This window comes from Capnocytophaga sputigena (assembly GCF_002302495.1).
GTDB classification, from domain to species: domain Bacteria; phylum Bacteroidota; class Bacteroidia; order Flavobacteriales; family Flavobacteriaceae; genus Capnocytophaga; species Capnocytophaga sputigena.
Genome location: NZ_CP022379.1, coordinates 1,970,174 through 1,990,782, shown reverse-complemented (window position 1 = coordinate 1,990,782; position 20,609 = coordinate 1,970,174). Strand labels below are relative to the sequence as shown.

Annotated in this window: 26 protein-coding genes; 11 read left to right on the top strand and 15 right to left on the bottom strand. The window is 40.5% G+C overall.

Annotated elements, in window-relative coordinates; all coding sequences use genetic code 11:
• Window positions 1-142: 142 nt before the first annotated feature.
• From CGC57_RS08795 to CGC57_RS08765, 7 genes are all read left to right on the top strand, one after another.
• Entirely contained in the window at window positions 143-637 is a 495-nt protein-coding gene (locus CGC57_RS08795) for a 3'-5' exonuclease (RefSeq protein ID WP_095898841.1), read from the top strand.
• A gap of 109 nt (window positions 638-746) precedes the next feature.
• The gene (locus CGC57_RS08790) at window positions 747-1,496 is read left to right on the top strand and encodes a helix-turn-helix domain-containing protein (protein WP_198537256.1); all 750 of its coding nucleotides are present in this window, start codon (window positions 747-749) and stop codon (window positions 1,494-1,496) included.
• A gap of 76 nt (window positions 1,497-1,572) precedes the next feature.
• Window positions 1,573-1,950: a VOC family protein gene (locus tag CGC57_RS08785; protein ID WP_095898839.1), complete on the top strand. Its 378-nt coding sequence runs from the start codon at window positions 1,573-1,575 to the stop codon at window positions 1,948-1,950.
• Window positions 1,951-2,139: 189 nt separating this feature from the next.
• The gene (locus tag CGC57_RS08780; protein WP_095898838.1) at window positions 2,140-2,694 is read left to right on the top strand and encodes an NAD(P)H-dependent oxidoreductase; all 555 of its coding nucleotides are present in this window, start codon (window positions 2,140-2,142) and stop codon (window positions 2,692-2,694) included.
• A 62-nt stretch (window positions 2,695-2,756) separates the two neighbouring features.
• On the top strand, window positions 2,757-3,209 hold the full coding sequence (locus tag CGC57_RS08775) for an EVE domain-containing protein (protein ID WP_095898837.1): 453 nt from the start codon (window positions 2,757-2,759) through the stop codon (window positions 3,207-3,209).
• Window positions 3,184-3,633, top strand: coding sequence for a MarR family winged helix-turn-helix transcriptional regulator (locus CGC57_RS08770; protein WP_053580407.1), 450 nt, complete (start codon window positions 3,184-3,186; stop codon window positions 3,631-3,633). Before CGC57_RS08775 ends, CGC57_RS08770 begins: the two co-directional genes overlap by 26 nt.
• Window positions 3,634-3,746: 113 nt before the next feature.
• The gene (locus tag CGC57_RS08765) at window positions 3,747-4,031 is read left to right on the top strand and encodes a hypothetical protein (protein WP_095898836.1); all 285 of its coding nucleotides are present in this window, start codon (window positions 3,747-3,749) and stop codon (window positions 4,029-4,031) included.
• Between the two features lie 75 nt (window positions 4,032-4,106).
• Here the strand turns inward: CGC57_RS08765 and CGC57_RS08760 are convergent, their stop codons facing one another.
• A complete protein-coding gene (locus CGC57_RS08760; protein WP_095899490.1) occupies window positions 4,107-4,451 on the bottom strand; it encodes a hypothetical protein in 345 nt (114 codons plus the stop codon).
• Window positions 4,452-4,519: 68 nt separating this feature from the next.
• A complete protein-coding gene (locus CGC57_RS08755) occupies window positions 4,520-4,753 on the bottom strand; it encodes a phosphohydrolase (protein WP_095898835.1) in 234 nt (77 codons plus the stop codon).
• 130 nt (window positions 4,754-4,883) lie between these two features.
• Here CGC57_RS08755 and CGC57_RS08750 point away from each other — a divergent pair, with 130 nt between their 5' ends.
• The 4 genes from CGC57_RS08750 to CGC57_RS08735 are packed head-to-tail and all read left to right on the top strand — an operon-like array spanning window position 4,884 to window position 7,590.
• A complete protein-coding gene (locus CGC57_RS08750) occupies window positions 4,884-5,498 on the top strand; it encodes an endonuclease III domain-containing protein (protein ID WP_095899488.1) in 615 nt (204 codons plus the stop codon).
• 14 nt (window positions 5,499-5,512) lie between these two features.
• Window positions 5,513-5,827: a hypothetical protein gene (locus CGC57_RS08745; protein WP_095899489.1), complete on the top strand. Its 315-nt coding sequence runs from the start codon at window positions 5,513-5,515 to the stop codon at window positions 5,825-5,827.
• 3 nt (window positions 5,828-5,830) lie between these two features.
• A complete protein-coding gene (locus CGC57_RS08740) occupies window positions 5,831-6,622 on the top strand; it encodes a hypothetical protein (protein WP_095898834.1) in 792 nt (263 codons plus the stop codon).
• A gap of 5 nt (window positions 6,623-6,627) precedes the next feature.
• Window positions 6,628-7,590 (top strand): transporter, encoded by a 963-nt coding sequence (locus CGC57_RS08735; protein WP_095898833.1) that lies wholly within the window; start codon window positions 6,628-6,630, stop codon window positions 7,588-7,590.
• A 122-nt stretch (window positions 7,591-7,712) separates the two neighbouring features.
• Here the strand turns inward: CGC57_RS08735 and DarG are convergent, their stop codons facing one another.
• The 13 genes from DarG to CGC57_RS08670 all read right to left on the bottom strand — a co-directional run bounded on the left by DarG (window position 7,713) and on the right by CGC57_RS08670 (window position 20,601).
• Entirely contained in the window at window positions 7,713-8,099 is a 387-nt protein-coding gene (DarG, locus tag CGC57_RS08730) for a flexirubin biosynthesis protein DarG (protein ID WP_095898832.1), read from the bottom strand.
• Window positions 8,096-8,533, bottom strand: coding sequence for a hotdog family protein (locus CGC57_RS08725; protein WP_095898831.1), 438 nt, complete (start codon window positions 8,531-8,533; stop codon window positions 8,096-8,098). Before CGC57_RS08725 ends, DarG begins: the two co-directional genes overlap by 4 nt.
• A 23-nt stretch (window positions 8,534-8,556) precedes the next feature.
• Window positions 8,557-8,991 carry a hotdog family protein gene (locus tag CGC57_RS08720; RefSeq protein WP_095898830.1) on the bottom strand — a complete coding sequence of 145 codons (435 nt, stop codon included), beginning with the start codon at window positions 8,989-8,991 and terminating at the stop codon, window positions 8,557-8,559.
• Between the two features lie 71 nt (window positions 8,992-9,062).
• Window positions 9,063-10,190: a dialkylresorcinol biosynthesis protein DarB gene (darB, locus tag CGC57_RS08715; RefSeq protein ID WP_095898829.1), complete on the bottom strand. Its 1,128-nt coding sequence runs from the start codon at window positions 10,188-10,190 to the stop codon at window positions 9,063-9,065.
• A gap of 36 nt (window positions 10,191-10,226) precedes the next feature.
• Entirely contained in the window at window positions 10,227-10,460 is a 234-nt protein-coding gene (locus CGC57_RS08710; RefSeq protein WP_095898828.1) for a hypothetical protein, read from the bottom strand.
• 42 nt (window positions 10,461-10,502) lie between these two features.
• Entirely contained in the window at window positions 10,503-11,207 is a 705-nt protein-coding gene (locus tag CGC57_RS08705; protein WP_095898827.1) for an HNH endonuclease, read from the bottom strand.
• 19 nt (window positions 11,208-11,226) lie between these two features.
• The gene (locus CGC57_RS08700; protein WP_095898826.1) at window positions 11,227-12,117 is read right to left on the bottom strand and encodes an NADPH-dependent FMN reductase family protein; all 891 of its coding nucleotides are present in this window, start codon (window positions 12,115-12,117) and stop codon (window positions 11,227-11,229) included.
• Window positions 12,114-13,013 (bottom strand): lysophospholipid acyltransferase family protein, encoded by a 900-nt coding sequence (locus CGC57_RS08695; RefSeq protein ID WP_095898825.1) that lies wholly within the window; start codon window positions 13,011-13,013, stop codon window positions 12,114-12,116. The genes CGC57_RS08700 and CGC57_RS08695 overlap by 4 nt, the downstream gene beginning before the upstream one ends.
• The gene (locus CGC57_RS08690; protein ID WP_002677904.1) at window positions 13,003-13,251 is read right to left on the bottom strand and encodes an acyl carrier protein; all 249 of its coding nucleotides are present in this window, start codon (window positions 13,249-13,251) and stop codon (window positions 13,003-13,005) included. The genes CGC57_RS08695 and CGC57_RS08690 overlap by 11 nt, the downstream gene beginning before the upstream one ends.
• 155 nt (window positions 13,252-13,406) lie before the next feature.
• The gene (locus CGC57_RS08685; RefSeq protein ID WP_095898824.1) at window positions 13,407-15,095 is read right to left on the bottom strand and encodes a glutamine--tRNA ligase/YqeY domain fusion protein; all 1,689 of its coding nucleotides are present in this window, start codon (window positions 15,093-15,095) and stop codon (window positions 13,407-13,409) included.
• Window positions 15,096-15,363: 268 nt separating this feature from the next.
• Entirely contained in the window at window positions 15,364-17,793 is a 2,430-nt protein-coding gene (gene pheT / locus CGC57_RS08680; RefSeq protein ID WP_095898823.1) for a phenylalanine--tRNA ligase subunit beta, read from the bottom strand.
• A gap of 93 nt (window positions 17,794-17,886) precedes the next feature.
• The gene (locus CGC57_RS08675; RefSeq protein WP_095898822.1) at window positions 17,887-19,536 is read right to left on the bottom strand and encodes a C45 family autoproteolytic acyltransferase/hydrolase; all 1,650 of its coding nucleotides are present in this window, start codon (window positions 19,534-19,536) and stop codon (window positions 17,887-17,889) included.
• 75 nt (window positions 19,537-19,611) lie between these two features.
• Entirely contained in the window at window positions 19,612-20,601 is a 990-nt protein-coding gene (locus tag CGC57_RS08670; RefSeq protein ID WP_002677977.1) for an aspartate-semialdehyde dehydrogenase, read from the bottom strand.
• Between the last annotated feature and the right edge of the window lie 8 nt (window positions 20,602-20,609).

Below are 20,609 nucleotides of genomic sequence, written 5' to 3'. Positions count from 1 at the left end.
ACGCTTAAAAAGATTAAAAGCGTAAAATAACAACTCCCCGCTCGTATCGTTTACGAGCGGGGAGTTTTTTCATAATTTACATATTGGCTAATTCGTCAATTATTTTCGTACCTTTGTCTTTTCAATAAATCTCCTAAATAAAATGAACTCTTTTGTAGCCTTAGACTTTGAAACCGCCAACCAATACCGCAGCAGTGTTTGCAGTATCGGACTCGTTTTTGTAGAAAACAACGAGATTGTCGATACTTATTACCAACTGATAAAACCAGCTCCTAACTATTATTCCCCTTTCTGTACCCAAGTACACGGACTTTCGCAGTACGACACCGAAAAGGCTCCTCTCTTCCCTGAAGTATGGACAGAAATACTTCCAAAAATAAAAGATTTACCCCTTGTAGCTCACAATAGTATGTTTGATGAAGGCTGTTTGCGGGAAGTATTAGCTTATTACGCGCTCCCACAGCACACCAATCCTTTCTTTTGCACTTTGAGAGCAGCGCGCAAGAGCCTTCCACAGCTTGTGAATCACAAGTTAGACACTGTATCCGCTTATTTTGGTTTTGATCTCAAGCAACATCACCACGCCTTAGCCGATGCCGAGGCTTGCGCTCATATCGCTTTAGAACTTTTCAAGTAAGATAGCAAGCAAAAATTTTAGCAAATCTAACAAATTGGCTAATTATTTGTACTTTTGCACTCTATCAATAGCAAACAACGTGTTATCACTTCGCCCCTATTATCACCCTATGCAATCCGTTATTCCTGCGGAAGAAAAAGAGGTTACCTATACCGAGTTTCTTCCGTGTGAGGCTTTGCGTCCGTTTATCTATTGCTATTGGGAACTGAAATCACCTCCGCGTAACACACCTTTCTTTTACCGAGTAGTTACCGATGGTTGTATAGACCTATTTTTCGACTGCAACGCCCCGCAGATGAGTTCCGTTATGGGCTATTGCAATACGTATGTAGAGTTTCCCATAACGGGTGCCTTTCACTATGTAGGGGTGCGCTTTCTGCCCAGTGCCTTTCCGCTGCTTTTTGGTCAAGATGCTTTTGAAATCAGTGCACAAGAAATCCCTTTGCGCGAGGTAGTACCTGCACTGGCTACTTTTATAGCTCAGCAGTTGGAAACTCCCCTTTCGTTAGCTACCATAGCACAGCATTTGGACAACTATTTTCTCCGCTACCTATCACAACGCTCTTTGCAGATGGACAAGCGCTTTTTCTCGGCACTTTTGCAGATATTACAGAGCAAAGGCACGATGCACATCAGTCAGTTAGATACTGGTATCAGTGCCCGACAGTTGCGTCGCCTTTTCGACTACTACATAGGTGATAGCCCTAAGACTTTTAGCAACATTGTGCGTTTTCAGCATATACTAAGCGCAAAAGCCTATCACAACCATTCTTTTTTAGACACTTATTACGACCAAGCCCATTTTATCAAATCTTTTAAAACATTCTATGGAGATACTCCGAGTAAGGTGTTAGGCTGAAGAATGTCCGTTTTTTACAATTGTATTCCCTGCGCTTGCGGTACTTTTGCCGCCGAATAACAAATACATTATCAGAATGAAATTAAACGCAGGTATTATCACCGAGAAATTAGCCGAGAACAAGGCTTTCTACACCCAAGTATTGCAATTTGGCGTTACTTTTGAAAACGACTTTTATTTGCTGTTGCACACCCCCAATCACGAGGCAGAAATCAGTTTTTTATTACCTAACCACCCTTCACAACAGCCTCTCTTCCAAAAACCTTTTACCCAACAGGGCGTATACCTCACCATTGAAGTAGAGAATGTAGATGAGTATTACCACAAGTTAAAAGAGCAGGGCGTACCCATTGCCATAGACTTACGCGAAGAGCCTTGGGGCGACCGCCATTTTGCTATTATAGACCCCAACGGCATCGGTATTGATATCGTAACCTATTCAGCCCCTGAGTAAGGTATTAACGATAAATAAAAACCTCCCCGCTTATAGAGAAATCTACTGGCGGGGAGTTTTTATATCCCTAACTCATAGTAATACCTACACCTTAAAAAAATATTTATAAAATAATATATAGTAAGTTTGCTTATTATATAAAAACATATTACCTTTGCACCCGAATAAAGAAGTAAATTTAAATTATATATGAAAGTTTTAATTATCAACGGGCATCCTACAATGGAGACGTCTAACGCCAACAAGGCTATTTTAGAAGAAGTAAAACGTTTGCTCCCTGAGGTTGAAGTAAGTAACTTGCAAGCTCTCTACCCTAACTATCAAATTGATGTAACTGCCGAACAAGCTAAACTTGTAAAAGCAGATGTAATTGTATGGCAATTCCCCGTGAATTGGTATTCACTTCCTGCCTTGCTGAAAAAATGGTTAGACAACGTGTTTTCACACGGCTTTGCTTATGGCGACAACAAGCTGATGGGCAAGAAACTCATCCTTTCTTTCACCACCGGAGCACCTGAAGAGGCTTACCAACACGGTGGCGCACAGAACTATCCGTTTACCGATTTTCTCAATATTCACCGCCAAACTGCCAATCATTGCAAATTGCTATTCCAAGAGCCTGTAATCTCTTATGGAATGAAGTACATTCCAGAGGTAATGCCCAAAGAAGTACTTACAACCCTACAACAAAGAGCCAAAGATCACGCCGCTCGATTGGTTGCGCAAATCAAAGAATTAAACTAAGTTTGCAATTGACAAAAATTGCCGTGTGGCAGTATGTCACACGGTTTTTATTCCATTTATAAATGAAAAACAGACCTATCAAATATTGGATTATCGTGGCGAGCAAAGACCACGTACAAATGGGCGTTGCGGGAGGCTTTGCCCAAGCCTGCCACGGCAAGGCACAGCCTTTGAAACGTATGCAGGAGGGAGACGGTATTCTCTATTACTCTTCCAAACGCTATTTCGGAAAAGAAGACAAATGCCAAGCCTTCACGGCTATTGGCAGAGTGAAAGACGAGGAAGTCTATACCTTTCAGATGAGTGAAAATTTCTGTCCGTTTAGGAGAAATATTACTTTTGTAGACTGCGAAGAAACGCCCATAGCCGACCTTATCGAGCTATTGGACTTTATCCCTAACAAAAAAGCGTGGGGATATCCTTTTCGCTTTGGTATTTTGGAAATATCCGAGAACGATTTTAAACTTATAGCCTCTAAAATGTTACACAATGACCTCTCAGCACTCAATTTTTAGTTTAAGAGCCGAAGAAAGCTCAGGGCTTTTACTTTGGCAGGTAAGTATGTTATGGCAACGCGGAATCAAAAAAGTGTTGCAACCTTTCGACCTCACACACCCCCAGTTTGTACTCTTGGCGAGTGCCCAGTGGTTCGCCCAACAAGGAAAGGAAATCACACAGGTATCTTTGGCAAATTTCACCAAGATAGACCCAATGACTACCTCGCAAGTGGTGCGCACTTTGCAGAGCAAAGACCTCATTACAAGGGAAGAACACAAGACCGACACCCGCGCTAAAGTAGTTGCTATCACCGATAAAGGAGCCGAACTCATCGCGCAAGCCGTCGCTAAGGTCGAGGCTTTCGACGATGAATTTTTCAGTATTTTGGCAACCGAACAGCCCTCGTTCAACGCTCAACTGCACAAACTTTTGACGAATTAGCAGAATCGTTTTGCTCTCATTGCTAGAAAACCTTACTTATGAGGAAGGTTTTATCAATTATCAATTGTTTTGTACCTTTGTAGTCTCAAAAACTATTTATACTATTTTCTATTATGCCATTGGATATTGTTATTTTTAAGCAAGGAAAGGAGAAGGAATATGTGTCAATTGATGAAAAACTACATCAATTGATGTTTTCTCAAGATGCTATAAAACAAGGTAGATGCAGAGAACTCTCTAAAATTAAGGATTATTACCTTACAGATGTTATTTTTATAGGAAAAACACTTACAAACTTTGTTGAAGACCTTAAAACGCTTTCACTTCCGGAACTTTCTCCTATAATAAAACTATTAGAGCAAGTAGAAATAGAGAAAATACGTATAAGTGGAGATTAAGCTAATAGTAACCTATTCATTAGAAATGTAAAATTAAACCTCCCCGCTTGCTACAAGCGGGGAGATTTTTATTTGTTACTTCTCTAATTTGCTAATTTCCTCAATGCGTTTGTTGAGTTTTTTCAATTTCTTTTTGATTTGTTTTTCTTGGCGTTTGGCACCTCGTTCGACAGTCTTAGCAAACTTTTTTTGCTTTTTGCTGATATGCCTATTAAAAGCAAACGCTACATCCGCGTATTTACCTGTTAAAGAATTTTTTGCATTTTCTTTGTCTTCGAGGACTTTAGCAAGTTTGGCTTCCAATCTTTCTTTTTCAGCTTGTAACTCAGTAAGTGTTGAGGATTGCTCTTGAGATTGTGCTGTGGCAATACCTCCTAAAAATAGCGTGAATAACGCTGCTATCAAAAATCTTTTCTTCATCTGTTTGTGTGCTTTTTTTAAAGGGTGCAAAGATAGTGATAATTTCATAATTGACAATTACCGATATTCTACTCTTCAATTTCCTCAAAATACCTATCCAAATGGCATCCTATTTCCATATCTTCATCGGAAGTATTTCGTAATACCATAAAGTGACAATTTTTCTCGGCATTAACGAATACAAAATTGTGTTCGCCGAAGTACGCTTGGTATCCCTCATCTACTAACGACCAAACTTCACCCGCTTTAAAGCTGAAAATATCATTTTTTACCCGATAGCTCTTTCCTACTTGCAATTCCATAATATGTTTTTTTTAGGTACAAAGATAATAATAATTTGCTAATTATCAATTGCCAATTGTCAATTGTTTTGTACTTTTGCCTCATCACAAATCAGCAAATCGACAAATCGGTAAATCGGCAAATTATTTTATGTCTCAAAAAGCCAAAGTTTTCAATAAATTATTAGCCCATTACGGCAAGCAATATTGGTGGAATGACCCTAATCGCATTACCGACTGGATTTCGATGATTCTCATTCAGCAAACCACCCAAGAGAATACCGAAAAAGCGCTTGCTAACTTAGAGGGTAACTTATCGGTAGAGGCTTTACACGCTATGGAACTGAATACTTTGCAGGAATATATACGTCCGGCAGGCTTCTACAAGCAAAAAAGCACTTACATCAAAGCCCTTATAGAATGGTATGTGGCTCACGGCGCTTCTTTAACAGTGTTTGAAAACGCTACTACTGAGGAACTTCGCAAAGAATTGCTCTCTATCAAAGGTGTGGGCGAAGAAACTGCCGATGCAATGTTGTTGTACATTTTTGAGCGAAAAGTGTTCATAGCCGACCAGTACGCTATACGACTTTTGAACCGCCTGAATCTCTCTACCGCACAGACTTACAAAGCCCTCCGTGAAGAGTGTATGCCCTTAGTAGCTGAAATTCCCTTAGAAACCTGTCAAGAATGGCACGCTGTGATTGATGTACACGGCAAGGCTTACCGCAAAGGTTTTACCGATGAACAGTGGTTATTAGAATAATAAATAAAAAAATTATGAGCAAAATATGGAAAAATATCATTGCCCAAACACAAGAAGAGGTAAAGGCAACTTTTCAAGAATTATACGCTTCTGTGGATTTCGGAGCTTATATAGCCCCACAAGATTACTTTGTGTCTTACATCTTTAAAACAGAAGAGGAACTGAGCAAAGCAAAGGAAACAGGCTTACTGCAAAAGATAAACGAGTATCACCAAAAACTATTGAGTGAGCAACAATATCCTAAGGAAGGTATAAAGGATTGTACTTTTGCCTCTCAGGAAGATTGCGACAAGGAGTGGAATGGAAATTGGTATTATTATTACAAGTAAAAGATGAATCAGCTAATAAATAAACTCTCTAAAAAAGGACAGAAAAAGGAAGAGCTTTTCGGAGAAAAGTTATTGAAAATAGGACGTATAATCCTAATTGTACTTTTGTGTTTCTCTCTGTTAGAACTTCTATTTTTAGCCCAAAACTTTACCCTTAACAAGGAGCTTATAGACGAGATTATAATTCCTATCCTCTCATTAGCAGTCTTAATAGGGTTATATGGCTTTTTTTACAGATGGGTGATGGACAAACGTATGCGCTATAGCCAATATACAAGAGGTGAACTACCTCCTACCATCAGGGTAAAAGCTCTGAAAGACAAAACGTTTCAATGGATAAAATTTCTGTCGATTGTAGTTTTTTACACAATAGTATTCTGGATAAGTATCCAAATGATAAAAGAAAGTAATGAGAGGGTTGTCAAATATTTTTATTTACTTATAGGAATTGCTGTTTTAATAGTTATTATAGTGCTTTTTGGCGAAGATCTTATAAAAAACACCCATAATACTTTCTATGCCTTAGAGATAAAAAATGAAACTCTTTCTATTTTTTATAAAGAAGAACTTACCCAAACTATTGATTTAAAATCTATTCACCATATCCATTTTTTCCTCGAAAAAGTGAGAAAAGGGGAAGAATCTGATAGAATACACCCACGTATGCAGATTTACACCTCAAAAACAAACAAAGTATTGCACATCAAGCTAAGCATTGACAACTATCTTTTACTAAAAGCTTATTTTTCTCATAACCATTTGAATGTAACAGACGAATATAATCTGTTTATTTAATTACAATGTCTAACATTCTTCAATTTATAAAAAACTGGACGCTCCCCTTCTCTATGGGTATAGGAGCAGTGGTATATTTGGTGTTTTACTATGTACCAGCTTTGGAGGGAGCTTCGCAGTGGTTTGCACCCTTTTTCAACAGCATATTGCCGCTGTTTATGTTCCTCATTCTGTATGTTACCTTTTGCAAGGTCGATTTTAAGAAATTAGCCCCAGTGAAGTGGCATTTCTGGACGACTGCTTGTCAGTTACTTTTAGTAATGAGCATTGTAGGGGCTATTCTCTTTTTCCATATCAGCGGAAAAGAGTTAATCCTCTTGGAGAGTGTGTTGGCGTGCATTATAAGTCCGTGTGCAGCAGCGGCTGCCGTAGTAACCCTCAAACTCGGCGGCAATTTAGAGCAGATGACTACTTATACTTTCCTTTCTAACCTGCTCTGCGCGCTGCTTATACCTATCTGTTTTCCACTGATAGAACCTGCTTCACAAATGACCTTTTGGGGTGCTTTCTCGCTGATAATGCAGAAAGTATGTTTGGTGCTGGTCGTACCGATGTTATTGGCATTGTTCACCAAGAGTCTCCCCCTACTCCACCGCTTTCATCAATGGCTTATCCATATTCCAGACCTCTCTTTTTATCTCTGGGGCTGCTCGTTGATGATAGTTACTGGCACTACGCTGAAGAACATTTTCCACGCGGAAACAAGCGTATTATTTCTGTTGTTCATAGGATTTTCGGGATTAGTGTTATGTCTGTTCCAATATGCCATAGGTCGTTATATAGGCAGATTTTTTGGCACTTCTATAGAATCGGGGCAAGCCTTAGGACAGAAAAACACTGCCTTTGCTATCTGGATAGCTACCACCTACCTGCACCCACTTTCTACCGTAGGTCCTGGTTGTTATATTCTTTGGCAGAATATCATCAATTCTATTGAAATTTGGAAAAAAGGGAAGTATAATGCATAAAAATCAATTAACAATTGACAATTAATAATTAACAATTGACAATTAACAAATTGGCAAATTGACAAATTATTTTTATCTTTGCGATTGTTAAAGAATATAGCCTTATGAAGAAATCATCAATGTCACCAGCAGAGTTCTTCCACTGTGATACCAAATACCTCAGCGTATTTTTGTAGCGTTTTAATCGATAGTTTCTTGAATACTGAAGGTTTGGCGTGACGCTTGATAATCCATTGCCAGCGGTGCATAGCATCGGCGAGGACAGCCCAATCCATACGGTTGAGAAGCATATAATAGACTATCGGGCTTTTGCGTCCTTCAAGGACATCAGCTTTTGCCTCATCTATCTGCTCTTGCAACCTGCCTAAAGAGACTTCTAAAGCTACATTTTTCACTTCCCATCCTGAACTGAGGCGGGTGGTATAATTCCCTTCGTCATCAGTTACATAGCACAATTCCGTAAGGTCGCGCAAGGCACCTTTTTCCTGAGGTAGTTCAGATTCTTTCATTCCGTTAAGTTTTTAATCACTAAGTTTAATTCGGCTGTTGCCATAAGAACATCGCCTACAAAAGCATTACAACGCATTGAGCAGATGTAATACTCATCGGTATCGAAACGAGAAAGCAATTCGGCTTCGGTACGCACAACTTCTTGTACCTTAGGCAAAGTGAAGATTTCCAATTTCTTAATCGCACTGATGTAGCCTATCACATAGTTTGACGAATCTTCTATACCAAAGAGAAACTGCCCCACAATTGCCGAGCAGGTTTGCGCCATATTTTCGATAAGTCCCACTTCTACAAACAATCCTTCATCTAGAAAAATACAATCATCGGTTACCGTAAATTCGGTAACTACGTGCGTATTACTGATGTCGGTAATGGTATCTACCATTTGCATCGGCGGGTGGTGAGGAAGATATTTGTGGATAGAGATGTTCATATTAGGTGTTAGGGGCTAGGGGGTTAGGAATTGGGTGCGAGTACGGTTTTCATTTCGCCTTGGGCGATGAGAGTATCACCTATAAAGGTTTGCATTGTTACGAGAGTCACATCCATAAACTCTTGGAGAATGGTAATATGAGTTTTGAGGGCATCGCCTACTTTGGGTAGCGATTGTATTTCGATATTTTTAATGGCTCCTATATACCCCATAGGAGCAGGTTTCCCATTCAGATAGTAGTAATAACCTTTGTGCAAGGCGATGCTTTGGGCAATATGCTCTATGAGTCCGCTTTCTAAGAATATCCCTTGCTGTACAAAGAGGTTATTAGGGACAATGGTGAGTCCTGCTACACCCTCGGTGGGGGTATACTCCCAAAGCGCATCTACCATTACAATGGGAGTGCGCTGGGGTATAAGAGAGAGAATTTTGTTTTTATCTGTAATTGGTAATTTCATAAGTTGTTCTATTCAACTTTAGCAAAACGTATGACGCAATTAAGGTTTGTCCCCCTTCGGGGGAACGGGGGCTATACTACTCTCAAAAAAGCATAAGAATAGGAGAATCTACCACTCTCAGGCACTGATAGCAACACCGTATCACCCATTTTGAGTTTGCCTGAATGCATCAGGGCTTCTAACATCAAATAAGCAGAAGCCGAGCCTACATTACCTACTTCGGGGAGGTTGATAAACCAACGTTCTAACGGAAGGTCGATACCTACTATTTTTAGGGCTTCGTACAAGCGTTCTTTGAAATAACAAGACGAGATATGCGGCAAGAAATAGGTAATATCATCTGCTGACAGTTGGTGTTTATCTAAGGTAGCACGCATACTTTCAGCGCCTTTTAGCAAAATATTGTCATTGAGTAGCTTCACATCTTGCTTGATAGCAAAAATAGATTCACTAAGCCACGCTTCGGCAGGGTATTCACTCCAAGCTTTGAGGTTGCCATCGGGGAGCTTGTCGCCACCGGCATACATACACGCTTCAAGCTCGTGAGCATACGAATAAGCATCCATCCACTCTATTTGCAAAGCACCTTCGCGCGGTTTGTTTTCTAACAGAAAAGCCCCAGCCCCATCGGAGAGCATAAAGCGCAAGAAATCTTTTTTAAAAGCAATTGCAGGGTGTGCTTCCAACTCGGCTAAGAGTTGTACTTCATTTTCGTATTTATCGGCACGCAACCACGCCGATACACGTTCAGAGCCTGTGCATACTGCATTAGCACTATTGCCCGCCTTTACTGATAAATACCCAAATTTGAGGGCATTCATTCCTGAGTTGCACACCCCTGAAGAGGCATTCAGTTCTACTGAGTGTCCGCCCAAAATGCCGTGTACCATAGCAGTGTGCGAGGGCAAGAGCACATCGGGGGTAGAGGTACCACAAGAGAGCACCTCGATAGTATCCCAAGGCACTTCGCCGTCTAATAGGTTTTGTACTGCCAAAGCCGTAAGCTGGGCGTTGTTATGTGTAGGGTTACCCTGCTCATCGAGAGCATAGTAACGGGTGAGAATACCATTGTTGCGTAGCACGAGGCGTCGTGCTTTAGAGGCATTTTGGTTTATGAGACCCAAGAAAGTCTCCATTTGCTCGTTGCCAATGGGATTGTTAGGTAAATATTTACTTGCTTTTGTTATATAGACATTCATATTATTCAGGTAACAGGTTTTTATTGAAAACAACTACTACAGAGTTCCATTCCTCTTCGCTTGTTGTTCCATATAATCTTTTGCTTGTTCTGTTGTTAAAGAATTCATAAATTCTTTTGAACGTCTCGCTGCCAAGAGCCCGTCCATCGTTCGTTGTAGCCATCCAATACCGTAACTCTCGTAACCGTTCAGTAGCATATCGACTGTTAATAGGTCTTTGTGCGGTCCGAATTGCAGATTCTTATTTTCAGAAATATTTTGTTGTTCCATTTTATTATTTTCTTTGTATATGTTTATCAAAAATAGACTATATTATTCCTGATGAAATACTATTCTTCTATGTTCTTCTAAGTAAGGTTTGTTTTCATCATAAACCTTAAAGAGTTCATCATTAGGACTAATACCTAAAACTTTATACTCTTCTTCTTTTATAAGAGGAGAAATAATTATTTTGCCATTATCTTCAAAAGAAATAAGTCCTTTGTCAAATAATTTGTCGTAGTTAGGTAATAGCAAGAGTCCATTATAAGGGTCTAACTTTTCTATATTAGTAGATTTACTCCAAGGTTTTATATGTGATGCGATTAATAATTCTGTCATTTCACATTTAGAAACAGCACATTTCCTCCAAAGATTTATTAATTTATTTCTATAATTTCCTTGTCCTATTCTTGCAGATATTAATTGCTCTTTCTCTGTTTTAGGAATAATTTCATCTTTTATAATTGTTTCTATATCATCAATTAAATCAGATTTCTCAGCAATAAACTTTCTGTACTTATTGAGAGCTGCTTTAAAATCAGAATAATCATTATTGTTTTCATTTAGATATATACTTCTCTTCGATTTATTCTTTTCAAGATGATTTATAATAGTATCATTATCAACTAAATCTCTACTAATACTGAATCCCTCTTTGGCTATAAAGCGTAACCAAGTAATATAATTCCCATAAGCTTTTAAACCTTCTTTTTTCATAAAGGCTTTAAACTCATTTTCAAATTCTATATATTCCATATTCTTTAATTATCAATTGTCAATTATCAATCGTAAACTTTTTCTTATCCCTCTCTACTTTCCAAAAAAACAATGGATAAGTGAGCCAGTATAGCAACCATACGATGGGCATTAGTACCCAGATAGCGATATACAGATAGATATGGAAGCATTTCAGCAGGAATTTACGCTTCTTACTGCCGTAAATCATCTTTGCCCAGATGCCAAAAAGGCGGTTGCCTTTCTTCTCTGCCGAAAGAATAAAACGCTTGTAATGCACGCCTCCGTGGGCTACTATTGCTTGTTGTAGTCCTGTGTAATCACCGGTTTGCAGGTGAGGGGCAATGAGCATACCATACACACTCGCGCCTTGTATATCTTTATCAGCAACGCCTGCTTTGGGGAACATCCCCAGATAGCGTTTGTTCTTATCGCCCGAAAAGAGCCATTGTACAATGGTAATCACACTGATATGATTGTGATGCCTATCGGTAAGGGCAATATTACCTACTAAATGTGCCCCACAATCGGTTAAGAGTTTTTTTACTTTCTGGTGTGCCATTACCCACATATTGCGTGTGCCTGAAATGGTGATGACAGGTTTGCCACTGAGGAGCTTTTTAGCTTCGGGGTGTTGCAAAAAAGAACTCAATGGGATAGAGGGCGAGAGATACCACACTTGGTAGCCCAAAATCACCAAATCGTAATCGGTATGGGGGAGGTTAAAAGGTTGTAGAGGTTGGGGAATTTGCAAGTAGGACTCGGGGAAGGCGTCAAAGAATGTATCGTCTGTCCACGGGAAAGGAAAAGGAGTCGCAGTATCAATAGGCAAAAAGTCGATAGTTACCTCCGTGAGTGGGGATAGTACACTATCGATAATCTCTTTGAGTTGCCCCGATTGGGTGTAATATACTACTAATACGCGTTTCATTGTTCATCCCAAAAGTTGAAATAGTTAAACCATTGCAGTGGGTACTTTTTGAGCATCTGCTCCATATTTTCGGTATAAGCATCGAGTAGAGTTTGAGTATCGCGATTTTTCACTTCAGCAACTCGGGCATATAGGTGGTAATGCAACCTACTTTCCTTCATCACATAGACAAAAAGCACAGGCACTTTCAAGCGGGAAGCTATAAAAAAAGGACCTGCGGGAAAGGTAGCTTCTGCGCCCAAGAGTGTTCCTTTGAGTGAGCGCACGCCCTCAAAATATCGGTCGCCAGTGAAACACACTATCTTGTTATCGCCAATAGCATCATTGATTTTGAAGATATGCGACATATCTTCTTTTACATAGATAAATTGGTTAGAGGGTTTGTTTTTAGAAATCGACTCTAAATACTCTTTAATTACCGAGTGTTCCATATCAGAAGTTACCGTACTGATTTGCAAATCGAGGTCTATCTTTCTAAAAAAAGGTTCTGCTATTTCAAAGTTACCTATATGCGCTGAAATAAGTACACCACTTTGTCGCTGGTCGAGGAGTTTATACAAATTTTCGACACCATCGAACTCATAAGTGAATTTATTTTCGAGTCCTGCCAAAATAGCAATTTTATCAATAATAGTTTGTCCAAAAGTAAAGTAATTGAGGTAGAGGCAAACTACAGCTTTAAGAGGGTTATATCCCAAGCGATGGCGGAAATAGTAATACATATAGCCATTGGAGCGCCATTCAAATAAAAAGTAGTAGAATGCCACAAATATTAATAGTATATAAGCAGCATAAATACCCAAGTGCTTCATCAGCCATACAAAGATACTATAACCGAGTACAGTACCTTTAGATTTTCCTTGCCATTTGGTCTTGCCTTCGTCGTTAGTGTGCATTCACTTTATTTTCTAAGGTAGTATAAAAGTCGTTAAAGGTTACGATAGGTTTGAAATCGGCTTCTACTAATTTCACACCGAATTCTTGTTCAATCATCACCACCAAATCTACGTAGTCGAGGCTGTCTAATCCTAAGGAATCGCGAAAGTTAGCCTCAGGAGCAATCACACTGCCATCTACTTCAAATTCATCTACAAAAATACGGGTAGTAAGGTCTATTATTTCCTGTCTGTTCATTATTTATGATCTATTTTATTTTATTAGGTACTATTTTAAGGGGGCAAAGATAGTAAATTAATTACGAATGACAAATTACGAATTACGAATAGCAACTTTGCCAAAGATGTGAGCCGCATGGGCAGAAAAGTTTGGCAAAATGTATTGAGAATTTGCTATTCATTTTTTATCTTTTCCCAAGTATCTTTTAAGCCTACGGTTTTGTTGAACACCAATTTTTCGGGGGTAGTATCGGGGTCTACACTGAAATAGCCTAAACGTTGGAACTGTATTGTTTCACCTGCTTGAGCAGTTTTAAGACTTGGTTCTACATAAGCAGTTACTACCTTTAGAGAATCGGGGTTGATGTAGTTTAAGAAACTATCTTCTTGGCGATCGGGTTCTGGAACGGTAAATAGACGGTCGTAGAGGCGTGCTTCGGCTTCTACGGCGTGAGCTACCGATACCCAATGCAATGTACCTTTTACCTTGCGCATACTGGCTTCAGTACCACTACCACTGCGGCTCTCGGGGTCGTAAGTACAATGGATTTCGGTAATATTTCCTTGAGCGTCTTTCACTACGCTTTCAGCTTTGATGATATAAGCGTTTTTAAGGCGTACTTCACCTCCTAATTTCAATCGGAAATATTTTTTATCGGCTTCTTCGCGGAAGTCGTCACGCTCAATATACAATTCACGACCGAAAGGCACTTTACGGAAAGTCATAGGAGTTACCTCGGGATTATTTTCGGCGTCAAGCCATTCTTCTTGTCCCTCAGGATAATTGGTAATCACTACCTTCACGGGGTCGAGGACTGCCATTACGCGGTTTGCTTTTTTATTGAGGTCTTCGCGCACACAGAATTCTAAAAGAGATACATCGATGAGGTTTTCGCGTTTGGCAATACCAATGGTATCGGCAAATTTGCGAATTGCTTCGGGGGTATATCCACGGCGGCGCAAACCAGAGATAGTAGGCATACGAGGATCGTCCCAGCCAGCCACATAATTTTCGGTTACCAATTGCAAGAGTTTTCGTTTGCTCACAATGGTATGACTGAGGTTGCGACGGGCAAACTCACGTTGTTTAGGGCGTGTACGAGTATTGTCGTATACTTGATCTAAAAACCAGTCGTATAGTTCGCGGTGAGGCAAAAACTCTAAGGTGCAGAGGGAGTGAGATATTTGTTCGAGGTAGTCGCTTTCGCCGTGAGCCCAGTCGTACATAGGGTAAATATGCCATTTGTCACCAGTGCGGTGGTGAGAAGCGTTCATAATACGATAGATAATAGGGTCACGCATTAGCATATTAGGTGATGCCATATCTATTTTGGCGCGGAGTACATACGTACCATTTTCAAACTCACCGTTTTTCATACGCTCAAAAAGGGCGAGGTTTTCCTCAGGAGAGGTATTGCGATAAGGGCTATCGGTTCCTGCAGTAGTAGGGGTACCTTTTTGAGCCGCAATTTCTTCGGAGGTTTGTTTATCTACATAAGCTTTTCCTTGTTTGATGAGCATTACTGCCCAGTCATAAAGCTCTTGAAAATAGTCGGAAGCATAGCATTCTTTATCCCATTTGAATCCGAGCCACTCTACATCGCGACGGATAGCATCCACATATTCTTGTTCTTCTTTAGATGGGTTGGTATCGTCAAAACGCAAATTTACAGGGGCATTGTAGCGCAAGCCTAAACCAAAGTTGAGGCAGATAGAGCTCGCGTGACCAAGGTGCAAGTAACCATTCGGTTCTGGAGGGAAGCGAAAGCGCAAAGCGTTGGCGGGAAAACCTGCAGCGAGGTCTTCCTCAATGATATTTTCTATAAAATTATTAGAGCGTTGTTCTTTTAATTCTTCTGACATTTTTTTAGTGTTTAGGGAGAGTATTCTTTACAAAGTGCAAAGGTAGGAATAATTAGTGAATTAGCAAAGTGCGAAGGCGAGAGTGGTGGGGAAATATAGGGTGCGAGCCGCACGGGCAGGTGGTGGGAGGTGGGGGAGCGGTGGGAGCGGTGGGAGGTGCGATCCGCACGGGCGATGGTGGAAGGGGTGGGAGGATAAAAAACTTTTGCCAAAGTTCATGGCACAAGAGGTGATTAGAACTTTGGCAAAGTATATAGGTTTTTCATTTTTAACGAATTGCTGCGCCGAATTGCTTTTCAAAAGCATCTTGTAGGCGTTGCATCGTTTTATCGATTTGCTTATCGGTAAGGGTTTTGTTGTCGTCTTGGAGAACGAAACTAAGAGCGTAACTCTTTTTGCCTTCGGGGAGTTTATCACCTTGATATACATCGAAAAGGTTCACGCGTTGCAAGAGGTCTTTTTCGGTAGTATAGGCTACTTTATAGAGGTCGGCAAAGGTTACTTTATCGTCGAGCAAGAGAGCTAAATCACGGCGTACTTCGGGGTATTTAGGTATTTCTTTATAGACTACTTTATGCCCTTGTACTTGTGCTACAATCACTTCCCAATTCAAATCGGCGACGAGTACTTCTTGCTTGATTCCAAACTCTTTGAGCACTTTGGTTTTTACAACTCCTATAGTTCCTAAGAGGGTCTCCCCTATTTGCCAACGGAAACCTTCGCTGTATACAACTTCATTAGCTTCTAATGGCAAGGTAACTATTTCTTTTAATCCGAGACGCTCGAAAAGAGATTCTACTATCCCTTTGAGTTGGAAGAAAGAAACTTTTTGCGCTGGACTTCCCCAGTGTTCTGGTTGAGTATTCCCTGTAAGATAAAGTACTAAATGTTTATTCTCACTATAATTACCATCAATATAGTGATAATTTTTGCCAAACTCAAACAATTTCAAATCGGAGCGTTTGCGGTTGTTGTTGTAGGCAATCACTTCTAAGCCTGAGAACACGAGATTTTTGCGCATATACCCTAAGTCGCTGCTGAGCGGATTGAGGAGTTTCACGGCTTGTTCAGGTTTTTCGGTATAAGTAGTGATTTCTTTTTCGGAAACAAGACTATTGGTCATAATTTCCAAAAATCCTTGAGCGACTAACTGCTCGGCTACTACATTCTGCATATTATGGTCGGCATACTTATCAGAATGTGACATTGTAGCATTCACTTTTTCGGTGATAGCGATATTGTTATAGCCATAGATACGGAGGATTTCCTCTATTACATCGGCTTCGCGTTGTACATCTACACGGTAAGAAGGAATTAACAGACCTAAACCGCGTTCGGTGAGCGAATTGACTTTGATATCGAGGGAATGAAGAATGGACTTAATGGTGTCGCGAGGTATTTTCTGACCGATGAGTTTATCGACATTCTCGAAAGCGAGGAATACCTGAAAATCTTCTTGCTTTTTAGGGTAGAAATCTATCACATCAGAAGAAATAACCCCTCCAGCGATGTTTTCAATGAGTACAGCGGCGTACATCAGTGCGTACTTGCAATCTTCGATATTGATACCACGTTCAAAACGATAAGAAGCATCGGAGTTGATAGCATGACGTTTAGCAGTTTTGCGTATTGAAACGGGATCAAAATAAGCACTTTCTAAAAAGATGTTGCGAGTGAATGGCGTAACACCAGAATTTTCACCGCCTAATACCCCTGCTATACAGAGTGGTTTTTCGGCATCCCAAATCATAATATCTTCAGCACTGAGGGTGCGTTCTACTCCATCGAGGGTTTTAAATTTGGTGCCTTCTTCGGCATTTTTCACCACTATTTTACGTCCGATAATATGGTCGGCATCGAAAGCGTGGAGAGGCTGCCCCATTCCGTGTAATACGTAATTAGTTGCATCAACCACGTTGTTTTTAGGGCTAATACCTATGGCTTTGAGTTTGTTTTGTAACCAGACAGGCGATTCACCAACGCGTACATTGCTGATAGTTACACCGGTGTAACGAGGTACGAGTTTTTTGTTCTGTACCTCTATATCTATTTTTACTGAACGGTTATCGACATGGAATTTGGTTACTGAAGGGGTTATAAGCTCTAAAGAGGTTCCTTTCTGTATCAATCCAGCACGCAAGTCGCGCGCTACACCGTAGTGGCTCATTGCATCGGCGCGGTTAGGGGTAAGACCAATTTCAAAAACTTCATCAGTTTCTACCTCAAACACCTTACTTGCAGGAGTTCCTACTTCGTATTTATTATCGAGCACCATAATACCGTCGTGACTTTCGCCTAAGCCTAGCTCGTCTTCAGCGCAAATCATTCCGAAACTTTCTTCACCGCGGATTTTTCCTTTTTTAATTTCAAAAGGCTTGTCGTCTTTGTCGTATAATACAGTGCCTATGGTTGCTACAAGTACTTTTTGCCCCTGAGCGACGTTAGGAGCGCCACAAACGATTTGCAAAGGAGCCTCACCACCTACATCTACTTTAGTGATTTTGAGTTTATCGGCATTAGGGTGCTTTTCGCACTCAAGCACGTGACCTACGACTACGCCTTTGAGAGCGCCTTTTACACTTTCGAAGTGTTCAATACCTTCTACTTCCAAACCTAAATCAGTAAGAATTACTGCTGTATCTTCAGCAGGTAAGTCTAACTTCAAATATTGTTTTAACCAGTTATAGGATATTTTCATTGAATGAACAATTGATAATTAATAAAGTTTTTTTCTTTAGAGAGTGCAAAGATATAAAATAATTACGAATTACGAGTTACGAACAATGTTTTTTTAGTGAGCCATCAGTAACTTTTGAATTTTCTCCCGTTCTTCGGTATAGGGTATTTCGCATTGTAGGGCTTTTTGAAAGAGCTGGTGAGCCGTGGAGGTGTCGCCTTGGGCTTGGTAGGCTTTTCCTAAAAGATAATAGGCTTTCCAATAATGAGGGTTAAGGGTAGTAATGTGTTTCACTTTGTCTATGACTATAGGGGTATGCTCTCGCAAGTGGTTTTCTATTTGCTGTTCTAACAGTCGGTAGGCTTCGTAATCTTTGAAGGCTTGGCTGTAGAGAAAGGGGTCAGCAGGGATATTCAAAGAGGGGTTTTGAGTGTAGGGCGTGTGAGAGGGGTAGCTACTAGCAGAGAATATCTGTTTCAAATCGTAGGCTACAAAAGTGCCCAACTGATAAGGGGCTGTCGATACCCATACCAAACGTTCTTGTGGTTTGAAAATAACCGCGTGATGTGCCAAGAGTTGGTTGAGGGCTTTCTCGTTACCATAACCTATAGAATCGCCGTGTAGCCCCTCGGTACTACGCAAAAGAGCAGCCATTTTTGAGGGCGTTAGCTTAGGTTCTTGTGTTAGAAACTCCTGCATTTTGGCATAGCGATAGGCTGAGTGTGAGGTGTTTATTTGTTTGAGATTCTTTTTGTCGGTTTTATAAGGTTCGCTTTGAAAATGGTTGGCGCAGACCACTGCATTAGGAGCTTCGTATACTCCAAACTTTTTGGGAGAGACTTCAATAATCACCGCTTTGCCATCGGCGGCACTGCCTACCATTATAGCCTCAGACACAAATACTTTGCGCTTTTTGACAATAGCAATCGCCTCGTCTATATTTTTAGCATATTGCAAAATCTCACGGCAGAGGAGTGAAATGGGGGTACGGGCTTTAAGAGGAATAGACGATTTCCCAGCATTGATAGTAACTGTAAGTCCTTCGAGATTCATACCCGAAAGCACACCTATCATTCCGCCCCAAGCGTAACTCATAAAGGGAATACCTTCCTCAGGACGCACAAAGCGGACAATCTTTTCGGTAGCAAAATCATCGGAGAGGTAAAAATCGAAATTGCGACCAATGAGCAGTTGACCGTCTTCAGTTTTATCACCCCAAACTGCTAATGATGAACAACCTACAAGCATCAAATCTTGCAAAGCGTGCCCTAAATCGTGAGCTGAATGCAAGTAGAGCGTACGCTGATAAGCAGGGGCTAAGTAGTTGAAAATCGTATCGGAGTATTGGGCTTGCCCCCACAATTCTTGTTTAAAGGGCGGAATTATACAATTGTTGATATCGCGGTTGAACCATTTGATGAACTTGCACAAGAAACGCTGTTTGCGTTCAGAAAGTACAAAGTGGTTCAGCTTGGTGAAGAGCAAACTGTCTTGACGGTGGTACAGAGGCAGTGTAAGAGCCCCCGAATTGAGTCCTAATTGATAGGGATTCCCGGAAAGGTAGAGTTCCCACAAACCTTGTTGGTTTTTAGCAATATAGTTATCACCAAAATACCGCAGCGAGTCATTTATTGCGGTAATTTGAGGTTTCTGGTATGGATAAACAACTTCTGGCGGTGTGATTTTCTTGTAGAAAATACCGCAGGAAGTAAGAGTAAAAAGTAAGAGGTAAGAGATAAGAGATAAGAGTTTGAGATGTTTCATTTTTTCTCAAAAAATAGCCAATGAGTCAATAATAGTATTGATTCATTGGCTAATTTATTGATAGTTATTAGGATACTATAACAATTTATTTTTAATCAGATATTCGGCGATTTGTATAGTATTCGTGGCAGCACCTTTACGGAGGTTATCGGCAACGACCCAAAGATTGAGCGTATTAGGTTGTGACTCATCGCGACGGATACGCCCTACAAACACATCGTCTTTGCCGTGAGCGTACAAAGGCATAGGGTAAGTATTGGTTTCGGTATTATCTTGCACTTTGATACCTGCTGATTGCGCTAAGAGAGTGCGTACTTCATTTATATCAAAATCGGTTTTGAGTTCTACATTCACCGATTCGCTGTGACCACCTACTACCGGTATACGTACGGCTGTGGCTGTAACGGCAATACTATCGTCGCGCAATATCTTTTTGGTTTCACGCACGAGTTTCATTTCTTCTTTAGTATAGCCATTCTCCTCAAACACATCGCAGTGCGGAATAGCATTGCGGTGAATTTGGTAGTGATAAGCCATTTCACCTTTTTCGCCTTTGTACTCGTTCTCTAACTGACGTACCGCTTTCACCCCTGTACCCGTAATCGACTGGTAAGTAGAGACTACCACGCGCTTGATGCCGTATTTGCGTTGTAAAGGAGCTAAAGCAACGAGCATTTGGATAGTAGAACAATTAGGGTTAGCAATAATTTTGTCGTCTTTGGTAAGGACATCGGCATTAATTTCGGGGATTACCAATTTTTTGGTAGGATCCATACGCCAAGCCGAAGAGTTATCTACCACAGTAGTACCTACTTGAGCAAACTTAGGTGCCCATTCTTTAGAAACAGAAGCGCCTGCTGAAAAGAGGGCTACATCGGGTTTGAGTGACACGGCTTGTTGCAAGCCAATCACAGTATATTCAGTGCCTTTAAAGACGATTTTTTTGCCTACAGATTTTTCTGAGGCTACAGGAATTAATTCGGTTACAGGAAAATTGTGTTCTGCAAGTACTTCTAACATTACGTTACCTACCATTCCGGTAACGCCTACTACAGCTACTCTCATATATTTTA

Excerpts from the sequence above, each read along its gene's own strand:
- DarG (WP_095898832.1), bottom strand. The coding sequence starts at position 8,099 with ATGAAAGAATCTGAACTACCTCAGGAAAAAGGTGCCTTGCGCGACCTT.
- CGC57_RS08740 (WP_095898834.1), top strand. The coding sequence starts at position 5,831 with ATGAATCAGCTAATAAATAAACTCTCTAAAAAAGGACAGAAAAAGGAA.
- CGC57_RS08780 (WP_095898838.1), top strand. The coding sequence starts at position 2,140 with ATGAAAGTTTTAATTATCAACGGGCATCCTACAATGGAGACGTCTAAC.
- CGC57_RS08705 (WP_095898827.1), bottom strand. The coding sequence starts at position 11,207 with ATGGAATATATAGAATTTGAAAATGAGTTTAAAGCCTTTATGAAAAAA.
- CGC57_RS08770 (WP_053580407.1), top strand. The coding sequence starts at position 3,184 with ATGACCTCTCAGCACTCAATTTTTAGTTTAAGAGCCGAAGAAAGCTCA.
- CGC57_RS08720 (WP_095898830.1), bottom strand. The coding sequence starts at position 8,991 with ATGAAATTACCAATTACAGATAAAAACAAAATTCTCTCTCTTATACCC.
- CGC57_RS08685 (WP_095898824.1), bottom strand. The coding sequence starts at position 15,095 with ATGTCAGAAGAATTAAAAGAACAACGCTCTAATAATTTTATAGAAAAT.
- CGC57_RS08765 (WP_095898836.1), top strand. The coding sequence starts at position 3,747 with ATGCCATTGGATATTGTTATTTTTAAGCAAGGAAAGGAGAAGGAATAT.
- CGC57_RS08695 (WP_095898825.1), bottom strand. The coding sequence starts at position 13,013 with ATGCACACTAACGACGAAGGCAAGACCAAATGGCAAGGAAAATCTAAA.
- pheT (WP_095898823.1), bottom strand. The coding sequence starts at position 17,793 with ATGAAAATATCCTATAACTGGTTAAAACAATATTTGAAGTTAGACTTA.
- CGC57_RS08725 (WP_095898831.1), bottom strand. The coding sequence starts at position 8,533 with ATGAACATCTCTATCCACAAATATCTTCCTCACCACCCGCCGATGCAA.
- darB (WP_095898829.1), bottom strand. The coding sequence starts at position 10,190 with ATGAATGTCTATATAACAAAAGCAAGTAAATATTTACCTAACAATCCC.
- CGC57_RS08760 (WP_095899490.1), bottom strand. The coding sequence starts at position 4,451 with ATGAAGAAAAGATTTTTGATAGCAGCGTTATTCACGCTATTTTTAGGA.
- CGC57_RS08670 (WP_002677977.1), bottom strand. The coding sequence starts at position 20,601 with ATGAGAGTAGCTGTAGTAGGCGTTACCGGAATGGTAGGTAACGTAATG.
- CGC57_RS08790 (WP_198537256.1), top strand. The coding sequence starts at position 747 with ATGCAATCCGTTATTCCTGCGGAAGAAAAAGAGGTTACCTATACCGAG.
- CGC57_RS08690 (WP_002677904.1), bottom strand. The coding sequence starts at position 13,251 with ATGAACAGACAGGAAATAATAGACCTTACTACCCGTATTTTTGTAGAT.
- CGC57_RS08750 (WP_095899488.1), top strand. The coding sequence starts at position 4,884 with ATGTCTCAAAAAGCCAAAGTTTTCAATAAATTATTAGCCCATTACGGC.
- CGC57_RS08700 (WP_095898826.1), bottom strand. The coding sequence starts at position 12,117 with ATGAAACGCGTATTAGTAGTATATTACACCCAATCGGGGCAACTCAAA.
- CGC57_RS08785 (WP_095898839.1), top strand. The coding sequence starts at position 1,573 with ATGAAATTAAACGCAGGTATTATCACCGAGAAATTAGCCGAGAACAAG.
- CGC57_RS08735 (WP_095898833.1), top strand. The coding sequence starts at position 6,628 with ATGTCTAACATTCTTCAATTTATAAAAAACTGGACGCTCCCCTTCTCT.
- CGC57_RS08795 (WP_095898841.1), top strand. The coding sequence starts at position 143 with ATGAACTCTTTTGTAGCCTTAGACTTTGAAACCGCCAACCAATACCGC.
- CGC57_RS08710 (WP_095898828.1), bottom strand. The coding sequence starts at position 10,460 with ATGGAACAACAAAATATTTCTGAAAATAAGAATCTGCAATTCGGACCG.
- CGC57_RS08755 (WP_095898835.1), bottom strand. The coding sequence starts at position 4,753 with ATGGAATTGCAAGTAGGAAAGAGCTATCGGGTAAAAAATGATATTTTC.
- CGC57_RS08775 (WP_095898837.1), top strand. The coding sequence starts at position 2,757 with ATGAAAAACAGACCTATCAAATATTGGATTATCGTGGCGAGCAAAGAC.
- CGC57_RS08675 (WP_095898822.1), bottom strand. The coding sequence starts at position 19,536 with ATGAAACATCTCAAACTCTTATCTCTTATCTCTTACCTCTTACTTTTT.
- CGC57_RS08745 (WP_095899489.1), top strand. The coding sequence starts at position 5,513 with ATGAGCAAAATATGGAAAAATATCATTGCCCAAACACAAGAAGAGGTA.